General features: G+C 71.4%; 28 protein-coding genes. 15 read left to right on the plus strand and 13 right to left on the minus strand.

The features are described from left to right. Positions 1-3: 3 nt before the first annotated feature. Positions 4-624, plus strand: coding sequence for an RDD family protein (locus ACFQS1_RS33880; RefSeq protein ID WP_378976093.1), 621 nt, complete (start codon positions 4-6; stop codon positions 622-624). On the opposite strand, the gene ACFQS1_RS33885 is transcribed toward ACFQS1_RS33880, so the two are convergent. The 5 genes from ACFQS1_RS33885 to ACFQS1_RS33905 form a co-directional block, all read right to left on the minus strand. Next, on the minus strand, positions 581-1,348 hold the full coding sequence (locus tag ACFQS1_RS33885) for a class I SAM-dependent methyltransferase (protein WP_378976094.1): 768 nt from the start codon (positions 1,346-1,348) through the stop codon (positions 581-583). The two genes, ACFQS1_RS33880 and ACFQS1_RS33885, sit on opposite strands and share 44 nt — an antisense overlap. Positions 1,349-1,464: 116 nt before the next feature. Further along, complete coding sequence (locus ACFQS1_RS33890; RefSeq protein WP_378976095.1) at positions 1,465-1,890, minus strand: hypothetical protein; 426 nt, start codon at positions 1,888-1,890, stop codon at positions 1,465-1,467. Between the two features lie 97 nt (positions 1,891-1,987). Further along, on the minus strand, positions 1,988-2,629 hold the full coding sequence (locus tag ACFQS1_RS33895; RefSeq protein WP_378976096.1) for a TetR/AcrR family transcriptional regulator: 642 nt from the start codon (positions 2,627-2,629) through the stop codon (positions 1,988-1,990). A 40-nt stretch (positions 2,630-2,669) separates the two neighbouring features. Next, a complete protein-coding gene (locus ACFQS1_RS33900) occupies positions 2,670-2,981 on the minus strand; it encodes a hypothetical protein (RefSeq protein WP_378976097.1) in 312 nt (103 codons plus the stop codon). A gap of 74 nt (positions 2,982-3,055) precedes the next feature. Beyond that, complete coding sequence (locus tag ACFQS1_RS33905; protein WP_378976098.1) at positions 3,056-4,660, minus strand: amidohydrolase family protein; 1,605 nt, start codon at positions 4,658-4,660, stop codon at positions 3,056-3,058. Between the two features lie 219 nt (positions 4,661-4,879). Between ACFQS1_RS33905 and ACFQS1_RS33910 the strand changes: the two genes are divergently transcribed. The 8 genes from ACFQS1_RS33910 (at position 4,880) to ACFQS1_RS33945 (ending at position 10,526) form a co-directional block, all read left to right on the plus strand. After that, positions 4,880-5,704, plus strand: a complete 825-nt coding sequence (locus ACFQS1_RS33910; RefSeq protein WP_378976099.1) for an SAM-dependent methyltransferase — start codon at positions 4,880-4,882, stop codon at positions 5,702-5,704. 162 nt (positions 5,705-5,866) lie between these two features. After that, the gene (locus ACFQS1_RS33915) at positions 5,867-6,697 is read left to right on the plus strand and encodes a helix-turn-helix domain-containing protein (RefSeq protein WP_378976117.1); all 831 of its coding nucleotides are present in this window, start codon (positions 5,867-5,869) and stop codon (positions 6,695-6,697) included. A 38-nt stretch (positions 6,698-6,735) separates the two neighbouring features. Further along, positions 6,736-7,482 carry an arsenate reductase/protein-tyrosine-phosphatase family protein gene (locus ACFQS1_RS33920; RefSeq protein WP_378976100.1) on the plus strand — a complete coding sequence of 249 codons (747 nt, stop codon included), beginning with the start codon at positions 6,736-6,738 and terminating at the stop codon, positions 7,480-7,482. Next, positions 7,479-7,871, plus strand: a complete 393-nt coding sequence (locus ACFQS1_RS33925) for a VOC family protein (RefSeq protein ID WP_378976101.1) — start codon at positions 7,479-7,481, stop codon at positions 7,869-7,871. Before ACFQS1_RS33920 ends, ACFQS1_RS33925 begins: the two co-directional genes overlap by 4 nt. Further along, entirely contained in the window at positions 7,868-8,998 is a 1,131-nt protein-coding gene (gene chrA, locus ACFQS1_RS33930; RefSeq protein WP_378976102.1) for a chromate efflux transporter, read from the plus strand. Before ACFQS1_RS33925 ends, chrA begins: the two co-directional genes overlap by 4 nt. Before the next feature lie 134 nt (positions 8,999-9,132). Beyond that, complete coding sequence (locus tag ACFQS1_RS33935; protein ID WP_378976103.1) at positions 9,133-9,552, plus strand: hypothetical protein; 420 nt, start codon at positions 9,133-9,135, stop codon at positions 9,550-9,552. Positions 9,553-9,554: 2 nt separating this feature from the next. Beyond that, entirely contained in the window at positions 9,555-9,779 is a 225-nt protein-coding gene (locus tag ACFQS1_RS33940) for a helix-turn-helix transcriptional regulator (RefSeq protein ID WP_378976104.1), read from the plus strand. A gap of 51 nt (positions 9,780-9,830) precedes the next feature. Further along, positions 9,831-10,526, plus strand: a complete 696-nt coding sequence (locus tag ACFQS1_RS33945) for a DUF4386 domain-containing protein (RefSeq protein WP_378976105.1) — start codon at positions 9,831-9,833, stop codon at positions 10,524-10,526. A 13-nt stretch (positions 10,527-10,539) separates the two neighbouring features. Here ACFQS1_RS33945 and ACFQS1_RS33950 read toward each other — a convergent pair whose 3' ends face one another. Beyond that, a complete protein-coding gene (locus ACFQS1_RS33950) occupies positions 10,540-11,250 on the minus strand; it encodes a hypothetical protein (protein WP_378976118.1) in 711 nt (236 codons plus the stop codon). 275 nt (positions 11,251-11,525) lie between these two features. Between ACFQS1_RS33950 and ACFQS1_RS33955 the strand changes: the two genes are divergently transcribed. Beyond that, entirely contained in the window at positions 11,526-11,918 is a 393-nt protein-coding gene (locus ACFQS1_RS33955) for a hypothetical protein (protein WP_378976106.1), read from the plus strand. An 18-nt stretch (positions 11,919-11,936) separates the two neighbouring features. Here ACFQS1_RS33955 and ACFQS1_RS33960 read toward each other — a convergent pair whose 3' ends face one another. After that, complete coding sequence (locus ACFQS1_RS33960) at positions 11,937-13,394, minus strand: alpha/beta hydrolase family protein (protein WP_378976107.1); 1,458 nt, start codon at positions 13,392-13,394, stop codon at positions 11,937-11,939. Between the two features lie 89 nt (positions 13,395-13,483). Here ACFQS1_RS33960 and ACFQS1_RS33965 point away from each other — a divergent pair, with 89 nt between their 5' ends. Then, positions 13,484-14,884, plus strand: a complete 1,401-nt coding sequence (locus ACFQS1_RS33965) for an MFS transporter (RefSeq protein WP_378976119.1) — start codon at positions 13,484-13,486, stop codon at positions 14,882-14,884. 60 nt (positions 14,885-14,944) lie between these two features. Here the strand turns inward: ACFQS1_RS33965 and ACFQS1_RS33970 are convergent, their stop codons facing one another. From ACFQS1_RS33970 to ACFQS1_RS33980, 3 genes are all read right to left on the minus strand, one after another. Next, positions 14,945-15,604: an endonuclease/exonuclease/phosphatase family protein gene (locus ACFQS1_RS33970; RefSeq protein ID WP_378976108.1), complete on the minus strand. Its 660-nt coding sequence runs from the start codon at positions 15,602-15,604 to the stop codon at positions 14,945-14,947. Next, a complete protein-coding gene (locus ACFQS1_RS33975; RefSeq protein WP_378976109.1) occupies positions 15,522-17,057 on the minus strand; it encodes a phosphatase PAP2 family protein in 1,536 nt (511 codons plus the stop codon). The genes ACFQS1_RS33970 and ACFQS1_RS33975 overlap by 83 nt, the downstream gene beginning before the upstream one ends. 61 nt (positions 17,058-17,118) lie before the next feature. Beyond that, positions 17,119-18,057 carry a diacylglycerol/lipid kinase family protein gene (locus ACFQS1_RS33980; RefSeq protein ID WP_378976110.1) on the minus strand — a complete coding sequence of 313 codons (939 nt, stop codon included), beginning with the start codon at positions 18,055-18,057 and terminating at the stop codon, positions 17,119-17,121. 53 nt (positions 18,058-18,110) lie between these two features. On the opposite strand from ACFQS1_RS33980, the gene ACFQS1_RS33985 reads away from it, so the two are divergent. From ACFQS1_RS33985 to ACFQS1_RS33995, 3 genes are read left to right on the plus strand one after another with little or no spacing between them, the layout of a single operon-like run. Continuing rightward, positions 18,111-18,611: a DUF1990 family protein gene (locus ACFQS1_RS33985; protein WP_378976111.1), complete on the plus strand. Its 501-nt coding sequence runs from the start codon at positions 18,111-18,113 to the stop codon at positions 18,609-18,611. Beyond that, on the plus strand, positions 18,608-19,384 hold the full coding sequence (locus tag ACFQS1_RS33990) for an MBL fold metallo-hydrolase (protein ID WP_378976112.1): 777 nt from the start codon (positions 18,608-18,610) through the stop codon (positions 19,382-19,384). Before ACFQS1_RS33985 ends, ACFQS1_RS33990 begins: the two co-directional genes overlap by 4 nt. Then, positions 19,381-19,971, plus strand: coding sequence for a DedA family protein (locus ACFQS1_RS33995; protein WP_378976113.1), 591 nt, complete (start codon positions 19,381-19,383; stop codon positions 19,969-19,971). The genes ACFQS1_RS33990 and ACFQS1_RS33995 overlap by 4 nt, the downstream gene beginning before the upstream one ends. A gap of 12 nt (positions 19,972-19,983) precedes the next feature. Here the strand turns inward: ACFQS1_RS33995 and ACFQS1_RS34000 are convergent, their stop codons facing one another. Then, the gene (locus tag ACFQS1_RS34000) at positions 19,984-20,811 is read right to left on the minus strand and encodes a serine hydrolase (protein WP_378976120.1); all 828 of its coding nucleotides are present in this window, start codon (positions 20,809-20,811) and stop codon (positions 19,984-19,986) included. 221 nt (positions 20,812-21,032) lie between these two features. Here ACFQS1_RS34000 and ACFQS1_RS34005 point away from each other — a divergent pair, with 221 nt between their 5' ends. Beyond that, the gene (locus ACFQS1_RS34005) at positions 21,033-21,890 is read left to right on the plus strand and encodes a hypothetical protein (RefSeq protein ID WP_378976114.1); all 858 of its coding nucleotides are present in this window, start codon (positions 21,033-21,035) and stop codon (positions 21,888-21,890) included. Positions 21,891-21,915: 25 nt separating this feature from the next. On the opposite strand, the gene ACFQS1_RS34010 is transcribed toward ACFQS1_RS34005, so the two are convergent. Next, on the minus strand, positions 21,916-23,088 hold the full coding sequence (locus tag ACFQS1_RS34010) for a cytochrome P450 (protein WP_378976115.1): 1,173 nt from the start codon (positions 23,086-23,088) through the stop codon (positions 21,916-21,918). A 740-nt stretch (positions 23,089-23,828) separates the two neighbouring features. Beyond that, on the minus strand, positions 23,829-24,137 hold the full coding sequence (locus ACFQS1_RS34015; RefSeq protein ID WP_378976116.1) for a hypothetical protein: 309 nt from the start codon (positions 24,135-24,137) through the stop codon (positions 23,829-23,831). Positions 24,138-24,291: the final 154 nt, after the last annotated feature.

Below are 24,291 nucleotides of genomic sequence, written 5' to 3' on the forward strand. Positions count from 1 at the left end.
GGTATGGACGAACGCGGAACCGGCCGGCCCAAGACGAGCGACGACATCGTCCCGGACGGTGGGCTCGGCGTCGGGCCCGTCGTTCGTGCGCCGCTGAGCCGGATCGTGGCCTGGGTGGTCGACTGGGGCTGCATCCTGGTCTGGGTGGCGATCACCGCGGCCGTCGGGGTTCCGCTCTTTCTGGCCGGCGTGACCGATGCGCTCGGCACGGTGACGCTGAACCTCGTGGCGGCTGCGGTTGTGATCCTGCCCGTCACGTTCTGGCTGGCCCGGCTGGAGTCCGGTGCCCGCCAGGCGACGCCGGGCAAGCGACTCCGCGGACTGGTGGTCGTCACGGCCGCCGACGGTTCGCGGGCCGGCTTCGGCCGGGCGCTGCTGCGGAACACCCTGAAAATCGCGGTTCCGTGGCTCATCGGCCACGCGGCGGTGTACGCGATCGTCGAGACCGGCGACTCGGGTGCGGTGCCCATCGGGGTCTGGGTGCTCACGGGCGCGTCCTACGTCCTGCCGATCGGGTATCTCGCCTCGCTGTTCGTCGGCACGGGGCGAACACCCTACGACCGGCTGTCGGGAACTGCGGTCATTGGAAGGACGCGAAGCGCGATGACAGGGGCCGCAGCTTGAAGATCAGGATGCCCAAGTACTTGTTCAGCCACGCCTGCTTGTGCGGGTGGCGGCGCGCGTCTTCCTCGGTGAGCTGGGGCTCGACGGCGGTCTCGATCCACAGCCCGGCCGCACTGAACGCGTTGAGCAGGTCGGACATCGTGTAGGTGCGCTTCGTCAGGGCGAGGTGGTCGTTCCAGCTCGTACGGTAGGTGTAGTCGGCCCGGGAAAAATACTCCTCGCCCAGCGTGGTGCCGTTCTTCTCGGCGCGTTCGACGGCGTACCGGATCGGCTGTGTCCTGGTGAGCAGGATGAATCCGTCCGGGTTCAGCTTGGCCCGCGCGGCCCGCAAGGTGTGCACCGGGTCCTTGGCGTAGCCGAAGGACTGGAGGAACAAGATGCGATCGAAGGTGCGTCCGCTCAGCTCCGGCACCGACTCCGGATCGGACAGGTCGCCCCGCATGAGCTCGACGCCGGCGGGCGGGGCGGCGATGAAGTTTCCCGCGATGTCGACCCCGGCGGAGGCGACCGCGCCGTCGCGGACGAGTTCCGCGAGCTTGCCGCCGTTGCCGCAGCCCAGGTCCAGGATGGAGCGGCCGGTGACATCGCCGAGAAGGTCGCGCTGGGCCGGCCACTCGACCAGCCGGTCCAGTGAGTCTTCCCGGGCACGGGCCTGCTCGTAGTCGGCAGAGAGCTCCTGCCACACCTGGCTCGGATTCCGGGCGCTCGGGTCACGGGCCGTCATGCCCGGCAGCGTAGTCGCCGCGACTTCCGCCAGTGGATTGCCGCCTTACAGAGACGTTCAGCAAGCGGCCTGGGCGGTGGACCGGAACCGGTGGGCCTAGCGCCCGCCGGCCGGGATCAGGGGCCGGTCAGCGACTCCACATGCCCGACGCCGAAGTAGAAGACCGCGTGACCGCCGTTACCCGCCATCAGGCGGCTGACGTCGTCGCGGCCCGGATACGCCGTCGGCACGACCACCAGCGACTCGCCCTTGCGCAGCCCCTCGTCGTACAGCTTGATGATCTCGGCGTGGTAGCCCCAGCTCTCGAAGAACTTGAGGACCCGGTGCCCGATCCCGTGCGGCTCGGGGTCGAGAATGCGCAGGCCGTCGGCGCCGTGCAGAATGCCGACGATCTCCGTCTCGATGCCGAGCCCGGGCAGGGCCGCCATGATCGGCACACAGTGCTTGCCGCCGGGGACCAGCCCGGCGACCGCCTCCACCGGGCGAAGCCCGAAAATCTTGACATTTTCCAGCGGCCCGGGCGGACTCACATGATCTGTCATCGAAAGACCTCCACGCCCGCATCCTAGACCACTTTGAGTTGGACTCCAAAGTCCAAGCCTCCGACCCGACACGAGCAAGCGCCCAGAAGAGTGGACTCTATAGTCCCGTTGTGCCCACTCGGAAGGTTTCGACGTGCGCCAATGCCATGTCCAGGGCCACCCGCATGGGCTCGGCGTTGTGCGCGGTCTGAGCCAGCAGATAGCCACCCTGGAGGGCGGCCATCACCGCGACGGACAGCGTCGCCGGGTCGGCGTCGGGGCGCAGCGTGCCGTTGTCGCGCATCCGCTGGAAGGCGTCCGCGAGCAGCCGTTCCCAGGTGGCGAAGTGGCCGGCCAGCGCCTGCCGGGCGGCCTCGTCGGTGTCGGACAGCTCGGCCGCGAGAGTGCCGATCTCGCACCCGTGCGCGCCGCTGCGCAGCATGTTGCGTTGCAGCACGGCGTCGCGCCATCGGCGCAACCCGGCGAACGAGCTGACGTCGCGCAACAATCGGTACTGACGCTCCAGCACCACCCCGGCCTGGTGCGCGACCACCTCGCGGACAAGCGCCTCCTTGGCCGCGAAGTGGTGGTAGAGCTGGGATTTGCTGGTGCCGCTCGCGACCCGCACCTCGTCGAGGGTGGTGGCGGCGACACCCTTGACGGCCATCAGCTCGGCGGCCGCCAGCACGATGCGTTCCCGGGTGGCCGCGCCGCGCGCGGTGAGCCGGGCGCCCTCGCTCTTGACCGACGGGTCGACCACGGTCGCCAGGTTACCCGACCGCGGGGCCCGGGAGCCCGGGTCAGTCGGCGTCACGCTGCAGCCGCCAGGCCGCTTCCAGGGCATCCTCGACGGCGCCGGGGTCGCCGCCGGCCAGGTCGGCGACGACCATCATGTGCTTGCGGTAGCGGGCCGGCACGCTGAAGGTCCCGGGGAACTGGCGCAACACCAGGGCCCGGAAGTCGAAATCCGCCCGGATCACGACGTGGGTGTCGTCGAGCTGGCGGGCGATGAGCCGGCCACGGTACCGCCAGTGGGCCAGGCCGTCCACCGTGGTGCGGCGCACGCCGGGCAGGGCCTCGGCCAGCCCAGCGACATCGTCGATCCGCAGCACCGCGGTCAGTCCCCGGGACGAGCAGGCAACGTCATGCCGGCCATCCTCCCGCGTTCCGCACCGGCCGACGAGCCTCAGGCCGCCGTGGGTTCTGCCGCGGCGGACAACTGGGACCGGGAGCCGCCGTGGCACGGGCAGCCCCGGAACGCGACCGGCGCGGCGGCGGCCGGCTTGGGCCGGCTCGCGGCGGCCTCGATGTCGGCGAGCATCCGCCGGCGCCGCGCCGGGCCGAGGTGGACGCCGCCGACGAAGACGCTGTCGATGCGGGTGCTGTTGCGGATGTCGTGCAGCGGATCGGCGTCCAGCAGCACCAGGTCGGCGACCGCGCCGCGGCGGATCACGCCCTGGTCGGGCCGGCCGAGATAGCGGGCCGGGTTCAGCGTCGCGGCGGCGAGGGCCTCGATGGGCTTCAGGCCGGCGCGGACGAACAGCGCGAGCTCGTCGTGGACGCTGAAGCCGGGCATCAGGTACGTGGTGCCGAGGTCGGTGCCGGTCATCAGCGGCACGCCCGCATCGGCCAGGCCGGCGGTCAGCGCGAGGCGGCGCCGGAAGAGCTCCCGCGACTCGGCGATCCGGGCCGGGGTACGGCCGGGCAGGTACAGGTTGTCCAGCGCCCAGTCCCAGTAATCGATCACGTCCGGACTGAAGTACCGATAGCGGGGGTCGTGGCGGCGGATCCGCTCGGGCATGTCGTTCGTCTCGTGCAGCACCAGCGTCGGCGTGACGAACGTGCCGTGCCGCGCGATCCGGTCGAACACGCGGGCGGCCTTTCGCCGGTCGTAGCTGCGCGCCGCGGCGTACTCGTACGGATGCATCTTGGTGAACCAGCCGTTGTAGTCGCCCGGGCCGATCGGCACGGCGGCGACGGCCCGGCGCAGCCGCTCCTCCTGGCTCGACGTGTCGAACCAGATCTCGAACAGGTGCTCGACCGTGCGCATGCCGCGGTCGGCGGCCTCGGTCAGCGCCACGAAGTCGGGCACGTGGCCGAGGAACGGCAGCCCGAGCTTGCCGCACTCGTCGGCGATGGCGAGGAACGAGTCGCGGCTCAGCCTCGTGTACGTCTTGATGAAGGCGGCGCCGGCGGCGTGTTCCCGGCGCACGGCGGATCGGGCCTCCGCCGGGTTCGCGACCGAGACGTGCACCGATCCGTCGACGTCCAGGCCGTCCCACAGCGAGGGCGCTCCGTCGACGATCCGGCTGCCGATCGACCACCGCGGGCCGAGCCGGGCGCCGGCGGCGATCTGCTGCTGCCAGGCACGGGCCTGGGCGCTGCCCGACATCTGCCGGGTGGTCGTCACCCCGTTGACCACGTACAGCTCGGGGTCGGTGTCGTCGATGCCGACGGCGTGCGTGTGCATGTCGGCGAGGCCGGGGATGAGGTATTTCCCGGCGCCGTCGAGGACGGTGGCGTCGTGCGGGATCGGCACCCGCTGGGCGGGCCCGGCGTCGACGATGCGGTCGCCGCGGAGGAGCACGGTGCATCCGCGCCGGACGCCGCCGGCCGCGTCGATCACGGTCACGCCCCGGATCGCGATCGGCCCGCGCGCCGACGCCCAGGCCGAAAGAGAAGCCGACGCCCGGGCCGACGGGGAAGTTGACGCCCGGGCCGACGGGGACAGCCCGAATGCGGCGCCCGCGACGCCGAGTGCCGTACCGGTCAGGATGGTCCGCCGTTGCATGAGCCGCTCCCCTGGTCAGGTGTGCTTCCGTCCGGGATGAGCCTGCCCGGTCGAGGCGGCCGGAGCACGGGTGCTGCACCCCGTTCCCGAGGGGGCCTAATACCACCATCCCCGGATCCGGGACGGACGTTTCCCGGCGGATCCGTTACGCTTCGACGTCAGAAATCCGAATCCGTTTTCGACGGTGCCGGCACGGTCCACAAGGGAGGGGAGGCCGCCGTGGTGAACGAGGAATGGGCTCCGCCAGGCATCGACACCACGAAGCCGAGCATCGCCCGCGTCTACGACTACATGGTCGGTGGCAAGGACAACTACGCCGTCGACCGGATGGTCGCGCGGCGCGCCCTCGAGATCGTGCCCGACGCTCAGGAAGCGGGTCGCGCCTGCCGCGCCTTCCTGCGCCGGGTGGTGCGCTACCTGGCGGCCGAGGCCGGCATGCGGCAGTTCCTCGACCTCGGCTCCGGCCTGCCCACCGACACCAACGTGCACCAGGTGGCGCAGAGCGTGGACCCCAAGGCCCGGGTCGTCTACATCGACAACGACCCGATGGTGCTCGTGCACGGCCGGGCGCTGCTGGCCAGCAACGACTCGACCGCCGTGGTGCAGGCCGACATCCGCGAGCCCGAGCAGATCCTCCAGCACGAGGTGGTGCGCGAGCACCTCGACTTCTCGCAGCCGATCGCCCTGCTGATGCTCTCGATCCTGCATCACCTGCACGACCACGAGGACCCGGGCGCGATCGCCGCGACGCTGCGCGACGCGCTGGCCCCGGGCAGCCACGTCGCGATCATCCACTTCTGGGATCCGGCCGAGGAGCAGCCGGAGATCGCGGCCAAGGTGGTCGAGGCCGAGCGGGTGTTCAACGAGACGCTCGGCACGGGCCGCTGGCGGCGGCGGGACGAGATCAAGGCGTACTTCGGCGACTTCGAACTGGTCGAGCCGGGCATGGTGCCGCTGGCCGAGTGGCGGCCCGACGAGCTCGACACGGCCGAGCAGACCGACAGCTACTACACCATGATCGGCGGGGTGGCCCGCAAACGGTGAGACCGGCCGGCCTCGGCGTCGGACATGATTGCCCCGATCGACGAGCCCATCTCGGGCCGTTCATGGGTATGCTAACGCCCGAAGATCAAGACCTTCCACTGTAGACGCGATCGGGCGGGCGAGGTGACACAGGGACAGGGCGGCGGCTCCACCGTCCGCCGCATGCAGCTCGGCGCCCGCCTGCGCGCCCTGCGGCATCGGGCCGGGCTGAGCCGCGAGGAGGCCGGCCATCCGATCCGGGCGTCCGATTCCAAGATCAGCCGGATGGAGCTGGGCCGGGTCGGTTTCAAGGAACGCGACATCGCCGACCTGCTCACCCTGTACGGCGTCCACGACCAGGCCGAGCGCGAGGCGTTGCTGGCCTTCGCCAAGGAGGCGAACGCGCCCAGCTGGTGGCATCCGTACGGCGACGTGACGGACACCTGGCTGCAGACCTACCTCGACTTCGAGGAGGCCGCCGAGCTGATCCGCACGTACGAGGTGCAGTTCATCCCGGGCCTGCTGCAGACCGAGGCATACGCCCGCGCGGTGATCAGCATCGGGTACGGCGAGTCCGCCCCCGAGGAGGTCGACAAGCGGGCCCAGCTGCGGATGGAGCGCAAGAAGCGGCTCAGCCAGCCCAACCCGCCCAAGGTCTGGGTGGTCCTCGACGAGGCGGTGCTGCACCGGCCGATCGGCGGACGCGCCGCGCTGCGCGAGCAGATCACCTCGCTGCTCGAGCTCACCGACAACCCGTTCATCAGCATCCAGGTGATGCCGTTCGCCTCCGGCGGCCACGCGGCGTCGGGCGGCGCCTTCAGCATCCTCCGGTTCCCGTATCAGGAGTTGTCCGACGTCGTGTACGTCGAGCACCTGACCGGCGGGCTCTACATGGACAAACGCGAGGACGTCGACCGCTACTCGGCGGCGATCAGCCGGCTGTTCATCGAGGCCGCCGAGCTGACCCGGACCCCGGCCATCCTGCACCGCATCCTGAAGGATCTGGACCACTGAGGGTTGAATCCATCAAATCAATTTGATGTAATCCGGGGATGGGGCAGGAACCGCCGGCCTTCCTGAGCGCCGCGGGCCACCCGGTGCGGTGGGGGCTGCTGAGCGCATTGGCCACCGGCGACCGGCAGGTGCACGAGCTGACCGAGCTGCTCGGCCAGCCGCAGAACCTCGTGTCGTACCACCTCGGCAAGTTGCGCAAGGCCGACCTGGTCAGCGCCCGGCGCAGCAGCGCCGACCGGCGCGACACCTACTACGCGCTCAACCTGGCACGCTGCGCCGCCCTGCTGGCGGACACCGGCGGCGCCCTGCACCCGGGGCTGCGGCTGTCGCCGCCGGCGCACCCGGCCGGAGTGTCGGCCCGGGTGCTGTTCCTGTGCACCGGCAACAGCGCGCGCTCGCAGATGGCCGAGGCGCTGCTGCGCAGCCGTACCGGAAAATCGGTGGAAGCCCGCAGCGCCGGCAGCCACCCCAAGCCCCTCCACCCGGACGCCGTGGCGGCCATGGCCGCCCGCGGCATCGATCTCGCCGGCGCCCGCCCGAAACATCTGAGCGAGTTCGCCGGCCGGCGCTTCGACCGGGTGATCACCCTGTGCGACAAGGTCCGCGAGGTCTGCCCGGAATTCCCCGGCCACCCGCGCCCAACGCACTGGAGCACGCCGGAACCGGCCGAGAGAGCCGACTTCGATCGGCTCGCGGACGCGCTCGACGAGCGGATCACCTTCCTGCTGCACACCCTGACGAGGCAAAACCTGACGAGGCAAAACCTGACGAAGGAGCCGTCATGACTGCCACCGACGGCACCGTGCACGTCCGCTACCTGGTGGACGACGTGCGGGCCGCGATCGAGTTCTACACCGAGCACCTCGGGTTCGTCCCCGGCGAGACAGTGTTCCCGCCCGCGTTCGCCGACGTGCGCCGCGGCAACCTGCGACTGCTGCTCTCCGGGCCGGACAGCTCGGCCGGGCGCCCGATGCCCGACGGCCGCAAGCCCGGGCCCGGCGGCTGGAACCGCATCCACCTGCTCGTCGACGACATCGACGCCGAGGTCACCCGGCTGCGGTCGGCCGGCGTCGAGTTCCGCAGCGACGTGGTGACCGGCCCGGGCGGCAAGCAGATCGTGCTGGACGACCCGGCCGGCAATCCGATCGAGCTGTTCCAACCGGCCGCTGGATGACCGCCGGGCTGGGCACGGTCCTCAAGGAGTGGGGGCGGATCGGCTGCGTCGGCTTCGGCGGGCCGCCCGCGCACATCGCGTTGCTGCGCAAGCTCTGCGTGGACGACCGCGCATGGCTCACCCCGCGCGAGTTCGAGGACGCCATCGCCGCCTGCAACCTGCTGCCCGGCCCGGCCTCCACGCAGCTGGCGATCTTCTGCGCGTGGCGGGTGCGCGGCCGGGCCGGGGCGCTGGTCGGCGGGGCCGCGTTCATCGTGCCGGGGCTGATCGTGATCCTGGCGCTGGCGGCGCTGTTCCTGGAGGGCAGCCCGCCGCTCGCGGTGACGGCGGCGGGCGCCGGGGCCGGGGCGGCGGTGGCGGCGGTCGCCGTGCAGGCCGGCTGGAGCTTGATGCCGGCCGGCTGGCGCGGCGCGCCCGAGCGCAGCAGCCGCCGGCGATGGTCGCTCTACCTGCTGCTCGGCGCGGTCGCGGCGGCCACGACCGGGCCCTGGCTGGTGCTGTTGCTGATCGCCTGCGGCGTGGCCGAGGTGATCGCCCAGCGCGTGCCGGCCGGCCTGAAGAAGGCCCGCGCCCTGCCCCTGGCCGTCGCCGGGGCCGGTGGCGGCGGCGTCCTGCTGTCGGTCGCGTGGGTCGCGACCAAGGTCGGCGCTCTCTCGTACGGCGGCGGCTTTGTCATCATCCCGCTCATGCAGGCCGACGCCGTCGACCATTACCGCTGGATGACGGCCGCCCAGTTCCTCAACGCCGTCGCGCTCGGCCAGGTCACCCCCGGCCCGGTCGTGCACACCGTGGCCGTGGTCGGCTACGCGGCGGCGGGCCTGGCCGGCGGCTTGCTCGCCGCGGTGGTGGCGTTCGGCCCCTCGTTCGCGCTCATCCTGCTCGGCGCGCACCGCTTCGACCGCCTCCGCGCCGACCGCCGGGTGCGCGCTTTCCTCGACGGCGCCGGCCCGGCCGCCATCGGCGCCATCCTCGGCTCGGCCGTCCCGCTGGTCCTGGCGCTCGAGCACCCCTGGCAATACTTCGTCCTGGCCGGCGCCGCCGTTCTCGCCCTGGTGCTCCGGCGCGGCCCGGTGCTCACCCTGCTCGCTGCGGCGCTCGCGGGGATCGTGATCGTGGCGCTCACTTGATCACATAATTACTTGGCAACCATCCGGATCACCGAGGGCGGGCCGAACGCCCGCTCGAGTAAAAGATTCTTGACATCATGTTGGCTTCGCTTTACATTCGGACATGTCAAACTTTCTTTACACGGGGGTGGGGCATGTCGTCCGAGGAGAAGCGCACCTGGATCTCCGCCCTGGTCGGCGTCGTCGTCCCGGCCGTCTATCTGGCCACCATCCTGTCCCGGGTGCCGGGCGCGGACGTGGCGACGATCGCGTACGTGAAACCGATGCTCATCTCGATCGGCGCCGGGATCGGCGCGGGCATCGTCCTGGCCATCGTGGCCGCCGCGGCCGGGCCCAGGGAGCCGGACCGGATCGACGAGCGCGATCGGGAGATCAACCGGCGAGGTGAGTACGCCGGCTTCTACGTGATGAGCATCGCCGCGATCGTGCCGCTGGTCCTGGCGATGGCCGAGGCCCAGCAGTTCTGGATCGCGCACGCGCTCTACCTGGCGTTCGTGCTGGCGGCGCTGGCCTCGGCGATCGTGAAGATAGTCGCCTACCGGCGAGGCTGGTAGGTGTGGGCAAGCCGACCAGGGTCACCAACACGATCCGGGCGCTGCGCTTCGCGCACGGCGAGATGACCCAGGCCGAGCTGGCCGACCGCATCGGGGTGACCCGCCAGACCATCATCGCGATCGAGCAGGGCCGATACTCGCCGTCGCTGGAGATGGCCTTCCAGATCGCGCGGGTCTTCGGGGCGCCGCTCGACGACGTCTTCGGATACCGCGACACCGAGCAGTAAGCGCCTCGCCACCACCGGACCGAGAAACCGCCGGACCGAGAAGGAGTCCCGATGCACGCGCTGACCCGTACCGCACGGATGACCGGGCTGTTCTACCTCGGCATGACCGTCTCTGCCGTACTCGGCTTCCTCGTCGTCCGCCCGCGGCTCTTCGCGGCCGGCGACCCGGCCGCGACGCTGGCCAACCTCGTCGCGCACGCCTCGCTGGCCCGCACGGGCGTCGCGCTGGAACTGGCCATGGTCGTCGCCCAGACCGGCACCGCCGTCTGGTTCTATCGCCTGTTCCGCGGCGTGCACTCCGTCGCCGCCGGTGGGATAGCCGCCTTCGGCCTGGTCAACGCCGCCGTGGGCCTGGTCAGCGCGGCGATGCTGGGCACCGCGGTCCAGGTCGCGGCCGACCCGTTCGGCGACGCGGCGACCATCGTCCACCTGCTGTACCTGATCAGTCTGAACATGTGGGCCGTGGGAGCGCTGTTCTTCGGCCTGTGGCTGATCCCGATGGGCTGGTGCGTGCTGCGATCCGGCTGGATGCCCCGCGCCCTGGGCCGGCTCCTGATGGTCGGCGGCGCCGGGTATGTGCTGAGCCCGTTCGTCCTGTACCTCGCCGACGCGCCGGCCGTCTTCGACGCCATGGCGTATCCGGCATCCGTCGGCGAGCTCTGGATGGTGGGCTACCTGCTGATCCGCGGCGTACGCCGGCCGACTGGCTCCTCCCCCGCCCCCGCGCCGGCCCCGGCGACGACCTGAAGCCACGCGTTCGTCAGGTGAGCAGCGCCATCTCGGTCTTGGTGTGCTGCCGGGCGGCGGGCGCCACACCGTACGCCCGCAGCGCCGCCGTCACCCTCTTCGCCACCGCGGCGGCCTCGTCGACCGCGCACTTGGTGGACAGCTCCAACAGGTCGGAGCCGTCGGGGAAGCGCCACCGCTCGGCGGTCAGGCCGCGGTCGAGCCCGCGCAGCCGCACGTTGGTGCAGCGCACGTCGATCGGCCCGTACACGATAAGGTCGTCCAGGCCGGCGCCGGCCGGCGCGTACTTCGCGAGCAGCCGGCGCTGCCGGCCGGAGAGCAGCTTGGCCAGCGGGCGTCCGGCCGCGACCGCGCGGGACACCTCGTCGCGGCCCAGCCGTTCCTTGAGTGCGCCCGAGCACACCGCGTGCCCGGGCAGCGCGTCGATCTCCATCTGGAACCGGTCGGCGTCGCGCAGCCAGCCCGGCACCCGCCCGGGCACGACCGGCCGCAGCTTGACCACGGCGTCGTCGCGCCGCTTCGCCCGGTCGCGGAACCGGACGATCACGCCGTGCCGGTAGAGGGCCAGGCCCGGGGTGTCGAGGAAGTACACCCGGCGGGCGGCCCCACGATCCGGGTCGATGCCCAGCGACCGCCCGTCGCGCCGCGGGACCACCACCTTGAGCTCGACCTCGTCGGCCTGACCGGCCAGGGGCTCCAGCGGATCCGGCTGCCAGAATCCCATCGTCGTCACGGTTGCGTCCCGTCCTCTCTCACGCCTCGACAACCGTACGTTGCGTTCGGGACGACGGACCGTATACCCCCGGGTATTTTCGTTAACCTTCGGGCCTCGACGGCGCGGCCTCGAAGGACGCGGCGCTGCCACCCGCGGTGACGTCGGGGACCGCGGCGCCGGGAATCCGGGCGCGATTTCATGCTATCGCTGCGGGACGGGACCTTTGGCCCGTGTCGGGGCGGGCGGCGCGAGCTAACGTCCGGCCCATGAGCAATGGGGCGGCGGTGGCCGTGGCGCTGGTCTTTGTGTGGCTCGGGATGGTGCTGGGGATCTCGTTCCTCGAGGCGCCGCTCAAGTTTCGCGCGCCGGGCGTGACGCTGCCGATCGGGCTGAGTATCGGGCGGCTGGTGTTCCGTGCGCTCAACGCCGTCGAAGTGGTGCTCGCGGCCGGCATTGCCGTCGCGCTTGTGGTGGGCGACGCCGGGTGGGTGGCCTTTCTGGTCGCGGCGGTCGCGCTGGTCGTTCAGCTTTTCGCCGTACGGCCCGCGCTGACCCGCCGATCGAACGCGGTTCTCGAGGGGCAGGACGCGCCGCGGTCGCGCGCGCATTACGCGTACGTCGGGCTGGAAATCATCAAGGTGGTCGCGCTGATCGCGACCGGGGTGGCGCTGTTCTAAAGCGTCTTGGAAGCGTCGTCAAAGCGTCGGCAGGGCGGTGGCGATGGGCCACGCGACCAGCAGCGAGCCGGCCGCGGCGATCAGCCACCGAGGGGCCGCGAAACGATTGAGCACCGCGCTCCACAGTGCCTGCCACAGCAGCAGGACGGCGAGCAGTGGCCCGACGAGCAGCACGAAACCCGAGGTCAGGCCGGCGACAGCGGCGGCGGTCAGGGCCACCACCGTGACGGCCGAAACCGCGAGTACCCCGAAACTGTTTCCATAGGCGAGCCTTTCCCCGCCGTACGCGAGAATGGCGAAGCCCGCCCAGACCGCGACCAACAGCACCCAGCGCGACCCACCCGGAATCGCATAGGTGAGGCCGAGATGCAGCGGGATCGCGACCGCGATCGCCGCGTAAACGGCGAGAACCGGCGCGGCGAACGCATGGCGGAACGTTTCCGGTTTCCGGTTCCGCCAGGTGTACGCGATGACGACCGCGCCGGTGACCGACGCGAGCCCGACGACGTAACCGCCGAGCGAAAGCGGAAGACGCGCGCTCGGCAGGAATGGCGCGATCAGCGCGCCCAGAATGGCGGCGACCCCGGCGACGCCACCCGCCCGGCCGATCAGCGGCCGGTCGAACCGCGGCCATTTTCCGGCGGGCGGGCCGAACAACAACCGGGCCAGCGGAATCACGCCGATCGCCAGCGCCGCCATCAATACGGCCGCGCCGAGAACGCGCCGGGCCGGAAACGGAAGCGGGCCGGGTTGCGGCGGCCCGCCGAATGCCTCGTCCAGCCAGCCGGCCGTTTCCCGATGGGTGCGCGGCGCGAACAGGATCGAGATGTGCTCCACCCCGGGCACCGTCACCACCGCGTCATGCCGGCCGCCGCGCTCGCCGGCCGCCGCGGCCGCGGCGTGGAAGCCGGGCAACTCCAGCCCGCCCACCAGCAGCAACAGGTTGTCGACCGGCCCGGTCGCGCCGCCGGGCAGCGAGATCGCCACGGTCGCGCCGACCTCGGGATGCGCGGCCGCGTAACGCGTGACCGCGGCGGCGCCCATCGAGTGGCCGACCAGCGCGATCCGTGCCGGATCCACGTCCGGCTGCACCCGCAGGAGCGTCATCGCCAGGTCGAGGTCCCGCTGGAGAGCCACGGTGTCGGCCGCGTCGTCGCGGGGCAGCGGGCGGCGGCTGGCGCCGTGCCCGTCGAAATCCGGCAGCACGACCACATACCCGTGGGCGGCGAGCGTGTCCGCGAACGGCCGCATCAGCCGCGCCGACCCGGCGAACCCGTGCGCCACCACGACCCCCGGACGCCGCTCCCCCGGCGCGACCCGCGGATGCACCTCGACCATCGGCACGCCGCCGATCACGACGTGCCCGGTGCGCGTCCCGCCCCCGGCCCCGAGCACGAGCCAGAGCCCGGCCGCGGCGAGCACGAGAAGGGCGACGGGCAGAGCGACGGCGATGGATGCGGAGCGGGTGACGCGCATGCGCGGAAGTTACCTTGCGCACTCAAGGGCCTGGTTTGCCCGGCACCGGCGCGGGAAACTGCGGCGTGGTGGTAAATCGCTGGCACGCCATGAGCGTGGCCCTGGTCGCGGGTTTCATGACCCTTCTCGACGTCAGCATCGTCAACGTCGCGCTGCCGTCCATCCGCTCCGATCTGCACCTCGGCCCGGGCGAGCTGCAGTGGGTGCTGTCGGGGTACGCGCTGACCTTCGGGCTCATCCTGGTGCCGGCCGGGCGGTTCGGCGACGCCCGCGGCCGGCGGAACGTGTTCATCTTCGGCCTGGCGGCGTTCACGCTGGCCAGCGCGGCCGCCGGGATGGCGACCGGCGCGCTGTGGCTGGTGATCGCCCGGCTGGTGCAGGGCGCCGCGGCCGGCGTGGTGAACCCGCAGGTGTCGGGGCTGATCCAGCAGCTGTTCGAGCCGCGCGAGCGGGGCCGGCCGTTCGGGCTGCTCGGCGCGACCATCGGGATCTCCACCGCGATCGGGCCGCTGCTGGGCGGGTTGCTGATCCAGGTCTTCGGCACCGCCGACGGGTGGCGCTGGATCTTCTACATCAACGTGCCGATCGGGCTGGTGGCGATCGTACTGGGCTACCGGTGGATCCCGAGCCGGCCGCCGGAGCGGCGCGAGCAGGAGAGTCTCGACCCGGTCGGCGTGCTCCTGCTCGGCGTGGGCGTGGTGCTGCTGCTCCTGCCGCTGGTGCAGGAGCGCGAATGGCACGGCTCGGCCAAGTGGCTGCTCGCGGTGGCCGGGGCGCTGGTGCTGGCCGGTTTCGGGTGGTGGGAGCGGGCGTACGCCCGGCGGGCGACCTCGCTGGTCGACCTGTCGCTGTTCCGGGTCCGGTCGTACGGCCTCGGGGCGCTGGTCGGCCTGCTCTACTTCGGCGGTTTCACCTCGATCTTCTTCACCTACACGCTGCTGCTGCAGAGCGGCTTGCACTACACCGCGCTGGAGGCCGGCATCGCGATCACCCCGTTCGCGATCGGCTCGGCGGTCACCTCGGCGATCGGCGGGCGCGTGGTCATCCGGTACGGCCGCCCGCTGGTCGCCATCGGCCTGGTGCTGGTGGCGGCCGGGTTGGCATGCGTCGTGCTGGCGCTGCACTTCGTGCCCGGGCGCGGCGCGGGATGGGCGACCGCGCTGCCGCTGCTGGTCGCGGGCCTGGGCAGCGGGTTCGTGATCGCGCCCAACCAGACGCTGACGCTGGCCGAGGTGCCGGTGCGCCGGGCCGGCAGCGCGGGCGCGGTGCTGCAGACCGGCCAGCGGATCGGCACGGCCGTCGGGATCGCCGCGGTCGGCTCGATGTTCTTCAACCGGCTCGCGTTCCACGGCAGCTGGGATCTGGCGTTCCGCGACTCGCTGTGGGTGACGGTCGGGTTCGTGCTGATCGCCCTGGCCGCCGCGGTCGCCGACGTGCTCGCGACCCGCCGCGAAGATCCACACGTTTCCCTTCATCCGCGCGCCCACTAGCATCGAGCCCTCTCCATGGATCGAGGGGGCTCCTTTGCAGACACCGCCGGCGGCCGCGACTCACGCGGGGGCGATCTCCACCAGCAGCGGGTGGTGGTCCGAGGCGTACTCGATCTCGTCGCCCCGCAGCACCCACACCGCACGCACGCGCGCGGCCACCGCCGGGGTGCCGAAGACGTAGTCGAGGCGCATCGGGTCGAAGGGGTCCCCGACCCCGGCCGCCGTCGGCACGGTGAGTCCCGAGCCGGTACCGGCCACCTTCCACAGGTCCACCAGGCCGGCCTTCTCGAACGCGGCGATCGCCGCGGGATCCGACCGGCTGCCCACCGAGAATCGCCCGGTCGAGGGCATCGGCTCGAACCCGCTGAGCGCGTTCATGTCGCCGGCGATGAGCACTTCGCCGCGGCGCCGGTAGCGGTGCGCCAGCCAGGTCGCCTCGCGGTAGCGGCGGCGCGGCGAGTCCGCGTGCAGGTGGGTGCTCACCACCGTCAGCGTCCCGGCCGTCACCGCGGCCGCCGCGTGATGCAGCCGCCAGGTCACCGATTCGCGCCGGACGATCGGCAGCGGCGGGCGCACCAGCACCGCCACCGGCTGGCCGAAGACCGACGGCGCCAGGTGCGCCACCATGCCGAGCGAGTCAGCCAGCGTCGCGATCCGCCGCCGGTCGAAGCCGCCCAGCTCCTGCAACGCCACGAGGTCGGGGGACTCGCGCCGGAGCACCGTCACCACCCGGTCGAGCCGGCCGTTCCGGCCGCCGGTCAGGATGTTCCAGGTCAGCATGCGCACCGAGAGCCTCCGCATTGGGACGGACGGTCCACCACAGCACCGACAGCCAGCACACGGTCAGCAGCAGGGCGCCCAGCACGTCGGTCGGGTGGTGCATGCCGCGGTACATCCGGGACACTGCCACACCGACCGGCATCACGACGACCGGAACCAGGAACAGCCAGCGCCACCAGCGTTCGATGCGGCCGATGCAGATCAGCGCGATCGCCGTCCACAGACACATGGTGGCGGCGATGTGGCCGGAGGGGAACGACGACGTCGGCAGCGTCCCGTCCAGGTGCTCGGCCTGCGGGCGGGGACGGCCGGTCGCGGCCGCGGTGACCAGGAAGAGCGTCAGCTCGCCGAACATGGCCAGCACGATGAACAGCACCGGCCGCCACTGCCGCCACACGGCCAGCGCGATCGGGCAGAAGATCAGCGAGACGGCGAGGATGGCGTGCGTGTCGCCGGCCTTGCTCCACAGCCAGCTCACGTCGTCGAGGGCCGGCGTGCGGAAGGTCTGCAGCCAGCGCGGGAAGGCGTCGTCGAACGGCGGGGACCAGCGCGTCACCGCGTACCCGACGAAGTAGAGCACGCCGAACGTGAACACCCAGCCGACCAGGATCTCGGCGCCCTTCGCCCACGGATGCGGCAGGATCGCCGTCTCGTCCGGGGCGGGGGCGAGGTCGGCGGCGGCTTCCGGTTCGAGGCCCTCCGCCAGCGGCGCGGCGGGTTGCCCCGCTTCGCGGCGCCAGACCCGGAACGCGTACGCGGTGACGCTGATCCACGCCAGGCCGAGCAGCCATCCGCCGATCACGTCGGAGAGGAAGTGCACGCCGAGCGCGAGGCGGCTCACCCCGATCGCGAAGACCAGCAGCGCCGCCGCCCCGACCAGCCACCAGCGCCACTTGCCCCGAGCCAGCGACAGGAAGACCAGCGTGAGCGCCCCGTAGACGACGGTCGCGCTGAGCGTGTGCCCGCTCGGGAAGCTGTTGCCGCCGCCGACCGCGATCGGGTCGGCCACCACCGGCCGGACCCGGCCGACCAGGGCCTTGAGCGACGGGTCGAGCAGCACCGCGCCGAGGCCGGTGACCGCCAGATAGAACGCCAGTCGCGGCCGACGCCGGATCAGCAGCAGCACGACCACCAGCACGACCAGCGGAACCAGCCAGCCGCGGCCGCCGGCCGCGGAGATGCCCTTGAACACCGCCACCGCGGCCGGGTGCGGCGCGATCAGCGCGTTGAGCCGGTCGTCGAGATGCTGGTCGAGTCGCAGCATCGGCGTCCAGCTGTACCGCACGAGCAGCAGCAACGTCCCGAAACCCAGCCCGGCGGCGACCACCGCGGCCAGGCCGAGCACACTGCGCTCGGCGAAGTACCATCCCGCTCTCTTCTCGGCAACGCTCACGCGGGCGGTCTTACCCGGAGCGGACGTCGCGTACACCGCGCCGCGGCCGGCGGGGGTGCACTCAGGACGATGCCCGGCGGGCCGCGGCGCTCACGTCGTACGCCAAATCGGGGTCGCCGTCCGGAAGCGGAACGCAGAGCAGAAGGGCCCGGGGTTTGATGGTGATCTTCAGGCTCCGGCCGGGCTCGATGAGATCGCCGTCCAGCTGGCGGGGCTCGATCCGCCTGGTGTGGATCTCGACGCGCTCGGCGGTGAACGTCTCCATCAGCGGCACCCGCTCGCGCCGGCGCAGCACCGCCCACGACAGCCGGGCCCAGTGACCGAGGTTGTTGGGGCTCAGGATCGCCACGTCGAGCTTGCCGTCGGCCGGATCCGCGCGGCTCAGCAGGCGCACCCCGCCCTGGAGGCGGCCGACGTTGCCGACGATGACGGTACGCGGGCGGCGCGGCATCGGCGGGCGGTTGTCGATCACGATCCGCGCCCGCATCGGCCGGTCCCGCAGGTGCTTGGCGGCGCCGACGACGTACGCGAGCCAGCCGATCCGCTTCTTGGCCCGCTCCGACGTGCCGGCCAGCATCTGGGCGTCGAAGCCCATGCCCGCCATCACCGCGAAGCAGCGGTCACCGGCCACCCCCACGTCGATCCGGCGGCGCCCGCCGTCCAGCGCGACCTGCACGGCCGCCGGCAGCTCGCCGACCAGGCCGAGGTTGGCGGCGAGCAGGTTGCCGGTGCCGGCCGGCAGCACGGCCATCGCCACGTCGGTGCCGGCCAGCGCGCCGACCACCGCCATCACCGTGCCGTCGCCGCCGCACACGAAGATCAGCTCGGCGCCGTCGGCCATCGCCTTCTTCGCCTGGCCGCGGCCCGGGTCCTCGGGCGTGGTCTCGTGCCACGAGGGGCGCGGCCAGCCGGCCTCGGCCAGCATCCGCCCGACGGTCTGGCGCAGCTCGGCAGGGGCCTTGGCCGGGTTGACCACCACGGCGCTCCGGGGTCCTGTCACGACGTCAGTGTGCCGGAGGGATGGGCTCGGGGCGACTCGGGAATCATGAGGGGGTGAGCGACTTGACCTACTCCCCGGTGGGTGGCACTTTGTCCGGGCTTCGGCCGCCCGGCTTCCGGCACCTCTCCTACCGGGTCTTCCTGGGCTCCGGGGACGATCTTTACGCCCGTGCGTCGCAGGCCGTGCTCTCCTTCGCCATGCATCGGGCGACCGGAGCGTCAGTTGCCGCCTCCGCCCCGGTTGCCACTCCCGGCGTCCGGGTCACCGTCGGATTCGGGCCGCTGCGAGCGCCGTGTGAGGTGATTTGGGCGGAAAAATCCGATCAAAAGGCGGGATTTGCGTATGGGACATTACCCGGTCACCCCGCCTCGGGTGAGGAGGCCTTCCTTGTCACGCTCGAGCCCCACGACCGGGTGTGGTTCACGGTGACCTCGTACAGCCGGCCCGCGCGGCTGCTGATGCGGCTCGGCGGCCCGATTCCCGTTGTGTTCCAGCACGCGTACGCCCGCCTGCTGGGCCGCGCGCTGAGACGGCTCGGTACCGTGAACGGGTGAGCGCGACATCGGTGACCTGGTCGGGGCACAGCACCGTGTGGCTCGCCGACTCGGAGGTCACCCTGCTCACCGACCCGGTCCTCACCGATCGGGTGGCCCACCTCAAGCGGCTGGCCGGCCCCACCCCCACGCTGCCCGGCCCGCCCGACGCCGTGCTGCTCTCGCACCTGCACGCCGACCACTTCCACCTGGCGTCGCTGCGCCTGGTGCCCGGCGACCCCGTCCTGATCGTCCCGCGCGGGGCCGCGTCGTTCGTCGCCAAGACGCTCGGCCCGTCCTCCGCCGCCCGCTGCGTCGAGCTGGCCCCCGGCGACGAGACCACGGTCGGCGCCGTCCGGGTCCGCGCCGTCCCCGCCGCGCACGACGGCGGCCGCGGCCCGTGGTCCCGCTCGCGGGCGCTCGCCATCGGCTTCGTCGTCGAGGGCGCCGCCCGCACCTGGTACGCCGGCGACACCGGCCTGTTCGACGAGATGAACGGGATCGGCCCGCTCGACCTGGCCCTCATCCCGGTCGGCGGCTGGGGGCCCACCCTCGGCGCGCACGGCCACCTCGACGCCGCCGACGCCGCCGAGGCCCTGCGCCGGGTCCGGGCCGACTGGGCCGTGCCGATCCACTACGGCACCCTGTGGCCGATCGGCATCTCCCGCGTCCGCTCGCACATGTTCCGCGACCCCGGCGCCCGCTTCGCCGAGCTGGCCGCCCGGGCGGCGCCCGACAGCCGCGTCCGCGTCCTGTCCCAGGGCGAGTCCCTGACCGTGGAGCGCGCCCCATGATGTCGTACCTGGGCGCCCTGTTCTGGCTGCTCGGCGTGGTCGCGTTCGGCGCGATCATCCCGGTCGTCCCGACCGGCGCCGCGGTGAGCGGCGCCGCCGCGCTGGCCTTCCACGAGAAGCACCCGATCACCATCGCCCTGGTCATCGTCTTCGGCGCCGCCGGCGCCTACTGCGGCGACCTGGTGATGTACGCGATGTGCCTGCTGGGCGGCGAGCAACTGGCCCGGCGGCTGCGCTGGCTGCGCGACGAGGAGCACCTGGCGTCGGTCAAGGTGCGCCTGGAGAAGTCCCCGATCCCGGTCCTGCTGGTGTCCCGCCTGATCCCCGGCGGCCGCGTCCCGGTCCTGCTGGCCGCCGCCTTCGCCGGCCTGTCGTGGCGCATCTTCATCGTGGCCAACCTGCCCGCCTGCGCGCTGTGGTCGGGCGTCTACGCCGGCATCGGGGTGGCCGGCGGGTCGATCTTCCCGCGCCCGTGGGAGGGCGTGGTGGCCGCGGTGATCCTCATCCTGGTGGTCAACCAGACGGTTTCCTGGATCACCAGGCGGCGCGAGGCCCGCGCCGCCGACGCCTCCCCGTCCGAGGCCTGAGCCACCCGCTGATCAATATCTGAGGTACTGCCGGGTCAGCTTGGCGGCCTTCTCGACCACCTTGATCCCGCCCGACATCGTCGCGTGCCCGTGCGACAGGACGGCGATCGACACGTCCGTGCCGTCGCCGGTGATGCGGCCGACCGAGTTGATGATCCAGCGGTTGTTCTCGGTCGAGCGGGGCAGCCACCCGTTCTTGACGGTGAAGTCCTCCCCCGCCTTGGCCGCGGCGGGCACGCCCCAGTCCTGCGCCTCGTCCACCGAGCTCATCAGCCGGTGCGCCAGGTCGCGGGATTCGTCGTCGAGCGGCCCCTCGGGGTCGACCAGCTCGGCGAGCAGCCGCACCTGGTCGTCGACCGTGGTCTTGGTCAGCCCCCAGGAGCCGCTGACGGTGGTCCGGGTCAGGCCGAGGCGCTTGTTGCACTTGGTGATCGCCTTGGCCCGGCCGAGCCGCGCGAACAGCGAGGTCGTCGCGTCGTTGTCGCTCAGGGTGATCATCCGTTTGGCCAGGGCCAGCTCGGTCGAGGTGAGATCGCGGTCCTTGTCCTGCGCGGTGAGCAGCAGGCAGGCCAGCACCTGAACCTTCACCACGCTCGCGGTCTCGTACTTCTCGGCGCCGCGGTACGAATACCGCTGACCGGTCTTGTTGTCGAGCACCGCGACCGAGAACTCGGGCACCGTGGCCGCGTATTTCGTGAGCGCCGCGTCCAGGTTCTTCGCCCGCTTGGCCCGCTCCTGCGCGGCCAGTTCCTCGGGGCTGGGCCCGGTCGGGGTGGGCGCCGCCGTCGAGATGAAGCTGCCGGCCAGCGGCAGCACGCCGCCCCCGTCGCCGCGAGTCATGCCCACGCCGACCAATCCGCCACCCCCCAGGATCCCCACAGCCGCCACAGCCAAGATCCAACTTCGAGTACGCACTGCGCCATAGTGCCGTGCTTACGCCACCGCCGCCCGTCCCGCCCCCCGGGCACCGGAAATCGACCGGTACTTTCGACCGACGGAACAGCCACGATCACCTGGCGTGAGCAATCGCCCGGCGTGTCACGCGGGCGCATGATGGTGGCATGCGCATCCCCCTGGTGTCACCGCTCACCGACCTCGCCCGCGCCGCGATCGGGCAGGCGGTCGAGACCGCCGCCGCCGCGGTCACCCTGCCGCTGCGGGTGCTGGGCGTGCTCGGCCAGACCGAGCTGCTGGTCAGCCGCATCACCGTGCTGGCCGACGAGGCCGAGGCCCTCATCCGCCGGGTCAACACGATCGTCACCGACGCCGAGGGGGTGGTGACCGAGGCACGGGAGATCACCGCCGCCGCCACCGCGGTCGTCGCGCGGGCGGACGGCATCACCGAGGCGGCGTCGGTGGTGATCGGCCAGGCCACCGGCATCACCGAGGCGGCGTCGGCCGTGGTCGGCCAGGCGGGCGGGATCACCCACGCCGCGTCGGCCATCGTCGGCGAGGCGGCCGGCATCACCGACACGGCCGCCGGGGTGGTCACCCAGGCGTCCGCGCTCAGCCGGGCCGTCGAGGACGTGATCGCTTCGGCCGGCGGCATCACCGCCGACGCCACCGCGGTGGTCCGGCAGGCCGAGTCGGCGGCGGGCGACGCGACCGAGCTTCTTGACGCGTACGCCCCGGCGCTGCGCAAAGGCGCTCCGCTCGCGGCCCGTTTCGTCGACGAGTTGTCCCCCACCGAGGTGACCGCCGCCATCCGCATGGTCGACACCTTGCCCCAGCTGCGCGACCACCTGGTGAACGACGTGATGCCGCTGCTCGGCAAGCTCGACCAGGTCGGCCCCGACATCCACAAGCTCCTCGAGGTCACCGAAGACCTGCACCTCGCCATCGCCGGCATCCCCGGCCTGCGCCTGCTCCGCCGCCGCGGCGAGGAGCGCGAGCGGTCCGGCGAGATCCCCCACCCCTGACCGCGGCCCTGGGCCTCGATCTCGGTCAGGCCGGCACCTCCACGACCAGCCCGGCCAGCTCGTAGGCCGCGATCTCGGGCCGGATCCGCACCTCGGGTTCGCGCACCATCCGTACCCCGGGCAGGGAAAGCAGTCCGGTGAGAAAGATGTCCGTCTCCTGAATCGCGATGTAGGCCCCCGGACATCGATGCGCGCCATCGCCGAACGACAGCCCCATGTCACCCACCCCGTCGGCCAGCTTCCGCCCCGGGCACACCCGCTCCGGCTCCGCGCCGACCGCTTCGGCGTCGGCATTCGCCGCCGCCACACCCACATCCACGAGGGCGCCGGCCGGGATCGTCACGCCATTGACGCGTACGTCCGAAGTGGTCCACCGCATCAGATCGGCCACCACCGGCTCGAGCCGCAGAATCTCGTGCAGCACGAGAAACCGCTCCTTCTCGCCCGCCGCCAGATAGCGCGCCCGCAACTCGTCGTCCCCGAACAGATGCCACGCCGCCACCGAGATGAACTCCCGCGTGGTAATCATCCCCGCGGCCGCGAACGTCACGCATTCGCCAAGAATCTCCCGCGCGTTGCACCCTTCGTCGATCAGATGCGAGATCACATCGTCCCGCCGCCGTTTCCGCCGCACCGCGACGGCCGGCCGCACGTCCCGCCAGTAGAACGCCCCCATCGTGAACAGCTGATGGATCCCCTGTTCCAGCGCCCGCAGCCCTTTCGCGTCCCCGTCCGGCACCAGGTTGAAGAACCGCTGAAGCCGCAACGCCATGCTCCCCCGGCTCTCGGTCAGCCCCACCACCTCACCCGCGACCGCCACCGCCAGCTGAAACGACAGCTCCGACAGGTCCGCCCGCCCTTTTTTGCGCAGCACCGCACACTGCTCGTCGGCCAGCCGATGCATCAGCTCCCGGTAGGCGGCGTCCACCCGCTTGGGCGTGAAGTACTTGGCCGTCTGCCGCCGATGCTCGCGATGCTCCGGCCCGTCCCGGTAGAGCACCGCGAGCCGCATCCCCTTGGCGAAGCGCTTGACCCCTTCGATCCCGAAGCCGGCTTGCCGGGTGTCGTGGTGCCGCAGAAACTCGCGCGCTGTGGCGTAGTCCTGGATCCGCCAGACCCCGTCATCCCCCGCATGGACGGGACAGCCTGGGGCCAGCTCGCCCCGTCCGACCTTCCGCCCCGAATCGACCGTCGTCATCGCGCCATTCTGCGTGCCACCACGACGCCAGTCCACGACGGACCGCCTATGCGTCACGGCAATCCGGTCGGCCGCCGACGCCGCCGGTTACGGTGGACGGGTGGCTGAGCTGACGGCTTGCCATGCCTCGCGCGTTTCCTTTGGCCCCTCGCTTGCCTCACGACCTTGATGAGTTACCGCTTCCCGTAAGCCCGTTCTCATCATCCTTCGCCGGCCTCGGCCAACCGCACTTGATCCGTGTCTGGGCTCGCCGCGGAAACTCACGCATCGGCGGATGTCAGTCCCGAGTCGGCGCCCGCCGGAAGACATCACGCAGGATCGTCGTCGGGATACCGACAGGGCCTCCGAAAACGTCTCGAGGGTGGTCGGGCAGCACCGTGCGCAACGTCCGAGAGAAGGGAATGACTGCGCTCCACCCAAGTATCACCGCGAACAGCCCACGCCTCCAACACCGAGCATTCGTCTAATTCGACCATCGCCGACCCCATCAGCCGAGGCAGGGACTATCCCGGCACCAATCGTCCCGGCAACTGGTTCCGGGCATCGACACCGCACCGCTACGCGGCACGCCACCAAGAGGATGCCGATGTCGACAAGCGCGAATAAGACTAATCGAAGTTCTTGGATACCACCGGGATCGGTGACGGCAACCGTGACGGCAACCCACAGAGACAGCCAGAGGCCACGGCGATCAACCGCTACGAAGCGTGATCGCCGATGGCCCCGGCTGCGCCGGGTGACTATTCCGCCAGGCTCGGCATCAACTCCCGAAATTGCCCCTTCGCCAGAGCCTCTACTGCCATTGAAATCTCAGCCTTAGTTACAGACGCAACGACGAGTAGATTAGACACTGCAAAATAGGCACGATCAGAGCTCAGTTCGTCATCGAGTTCCTGAACCAAGCGGGCTCGGTCATAGATCGTTAGGTCGAACCTCCGACCATTCGCGATGACTGCCACTCCCACCAAGTATCCTTTCGCCTCAGTCTCGGCCTCATAGCCATCGAGGTACTCAGGAAATTTGATGTCATACGACTTTGCCACGGTCACCCGCCTCCACCGCACATGCATTGGATCCTAGTACGGCAGCCGCCATTTGCTAGCTGGCCAGGACATAGTCTCGTCGGAGACGTGCGCGTTGGTGGAACCAGCGTGCTCGGGCTTGGTGGCGGCGGCGCCAGTTGCGCCAGTGGGTGTCGTGGTC

Source organism: Paractinoplanes rhizophilus, assembly GCF_042664765.1.
Taxonomy (GTDB): domain Bacteria; phylum Actinomycetota; class Actinomycetes; order Mycobacteriales; family Micromonosporaceae; genus Actinoplanes; species Actinoplanes rhizophilus.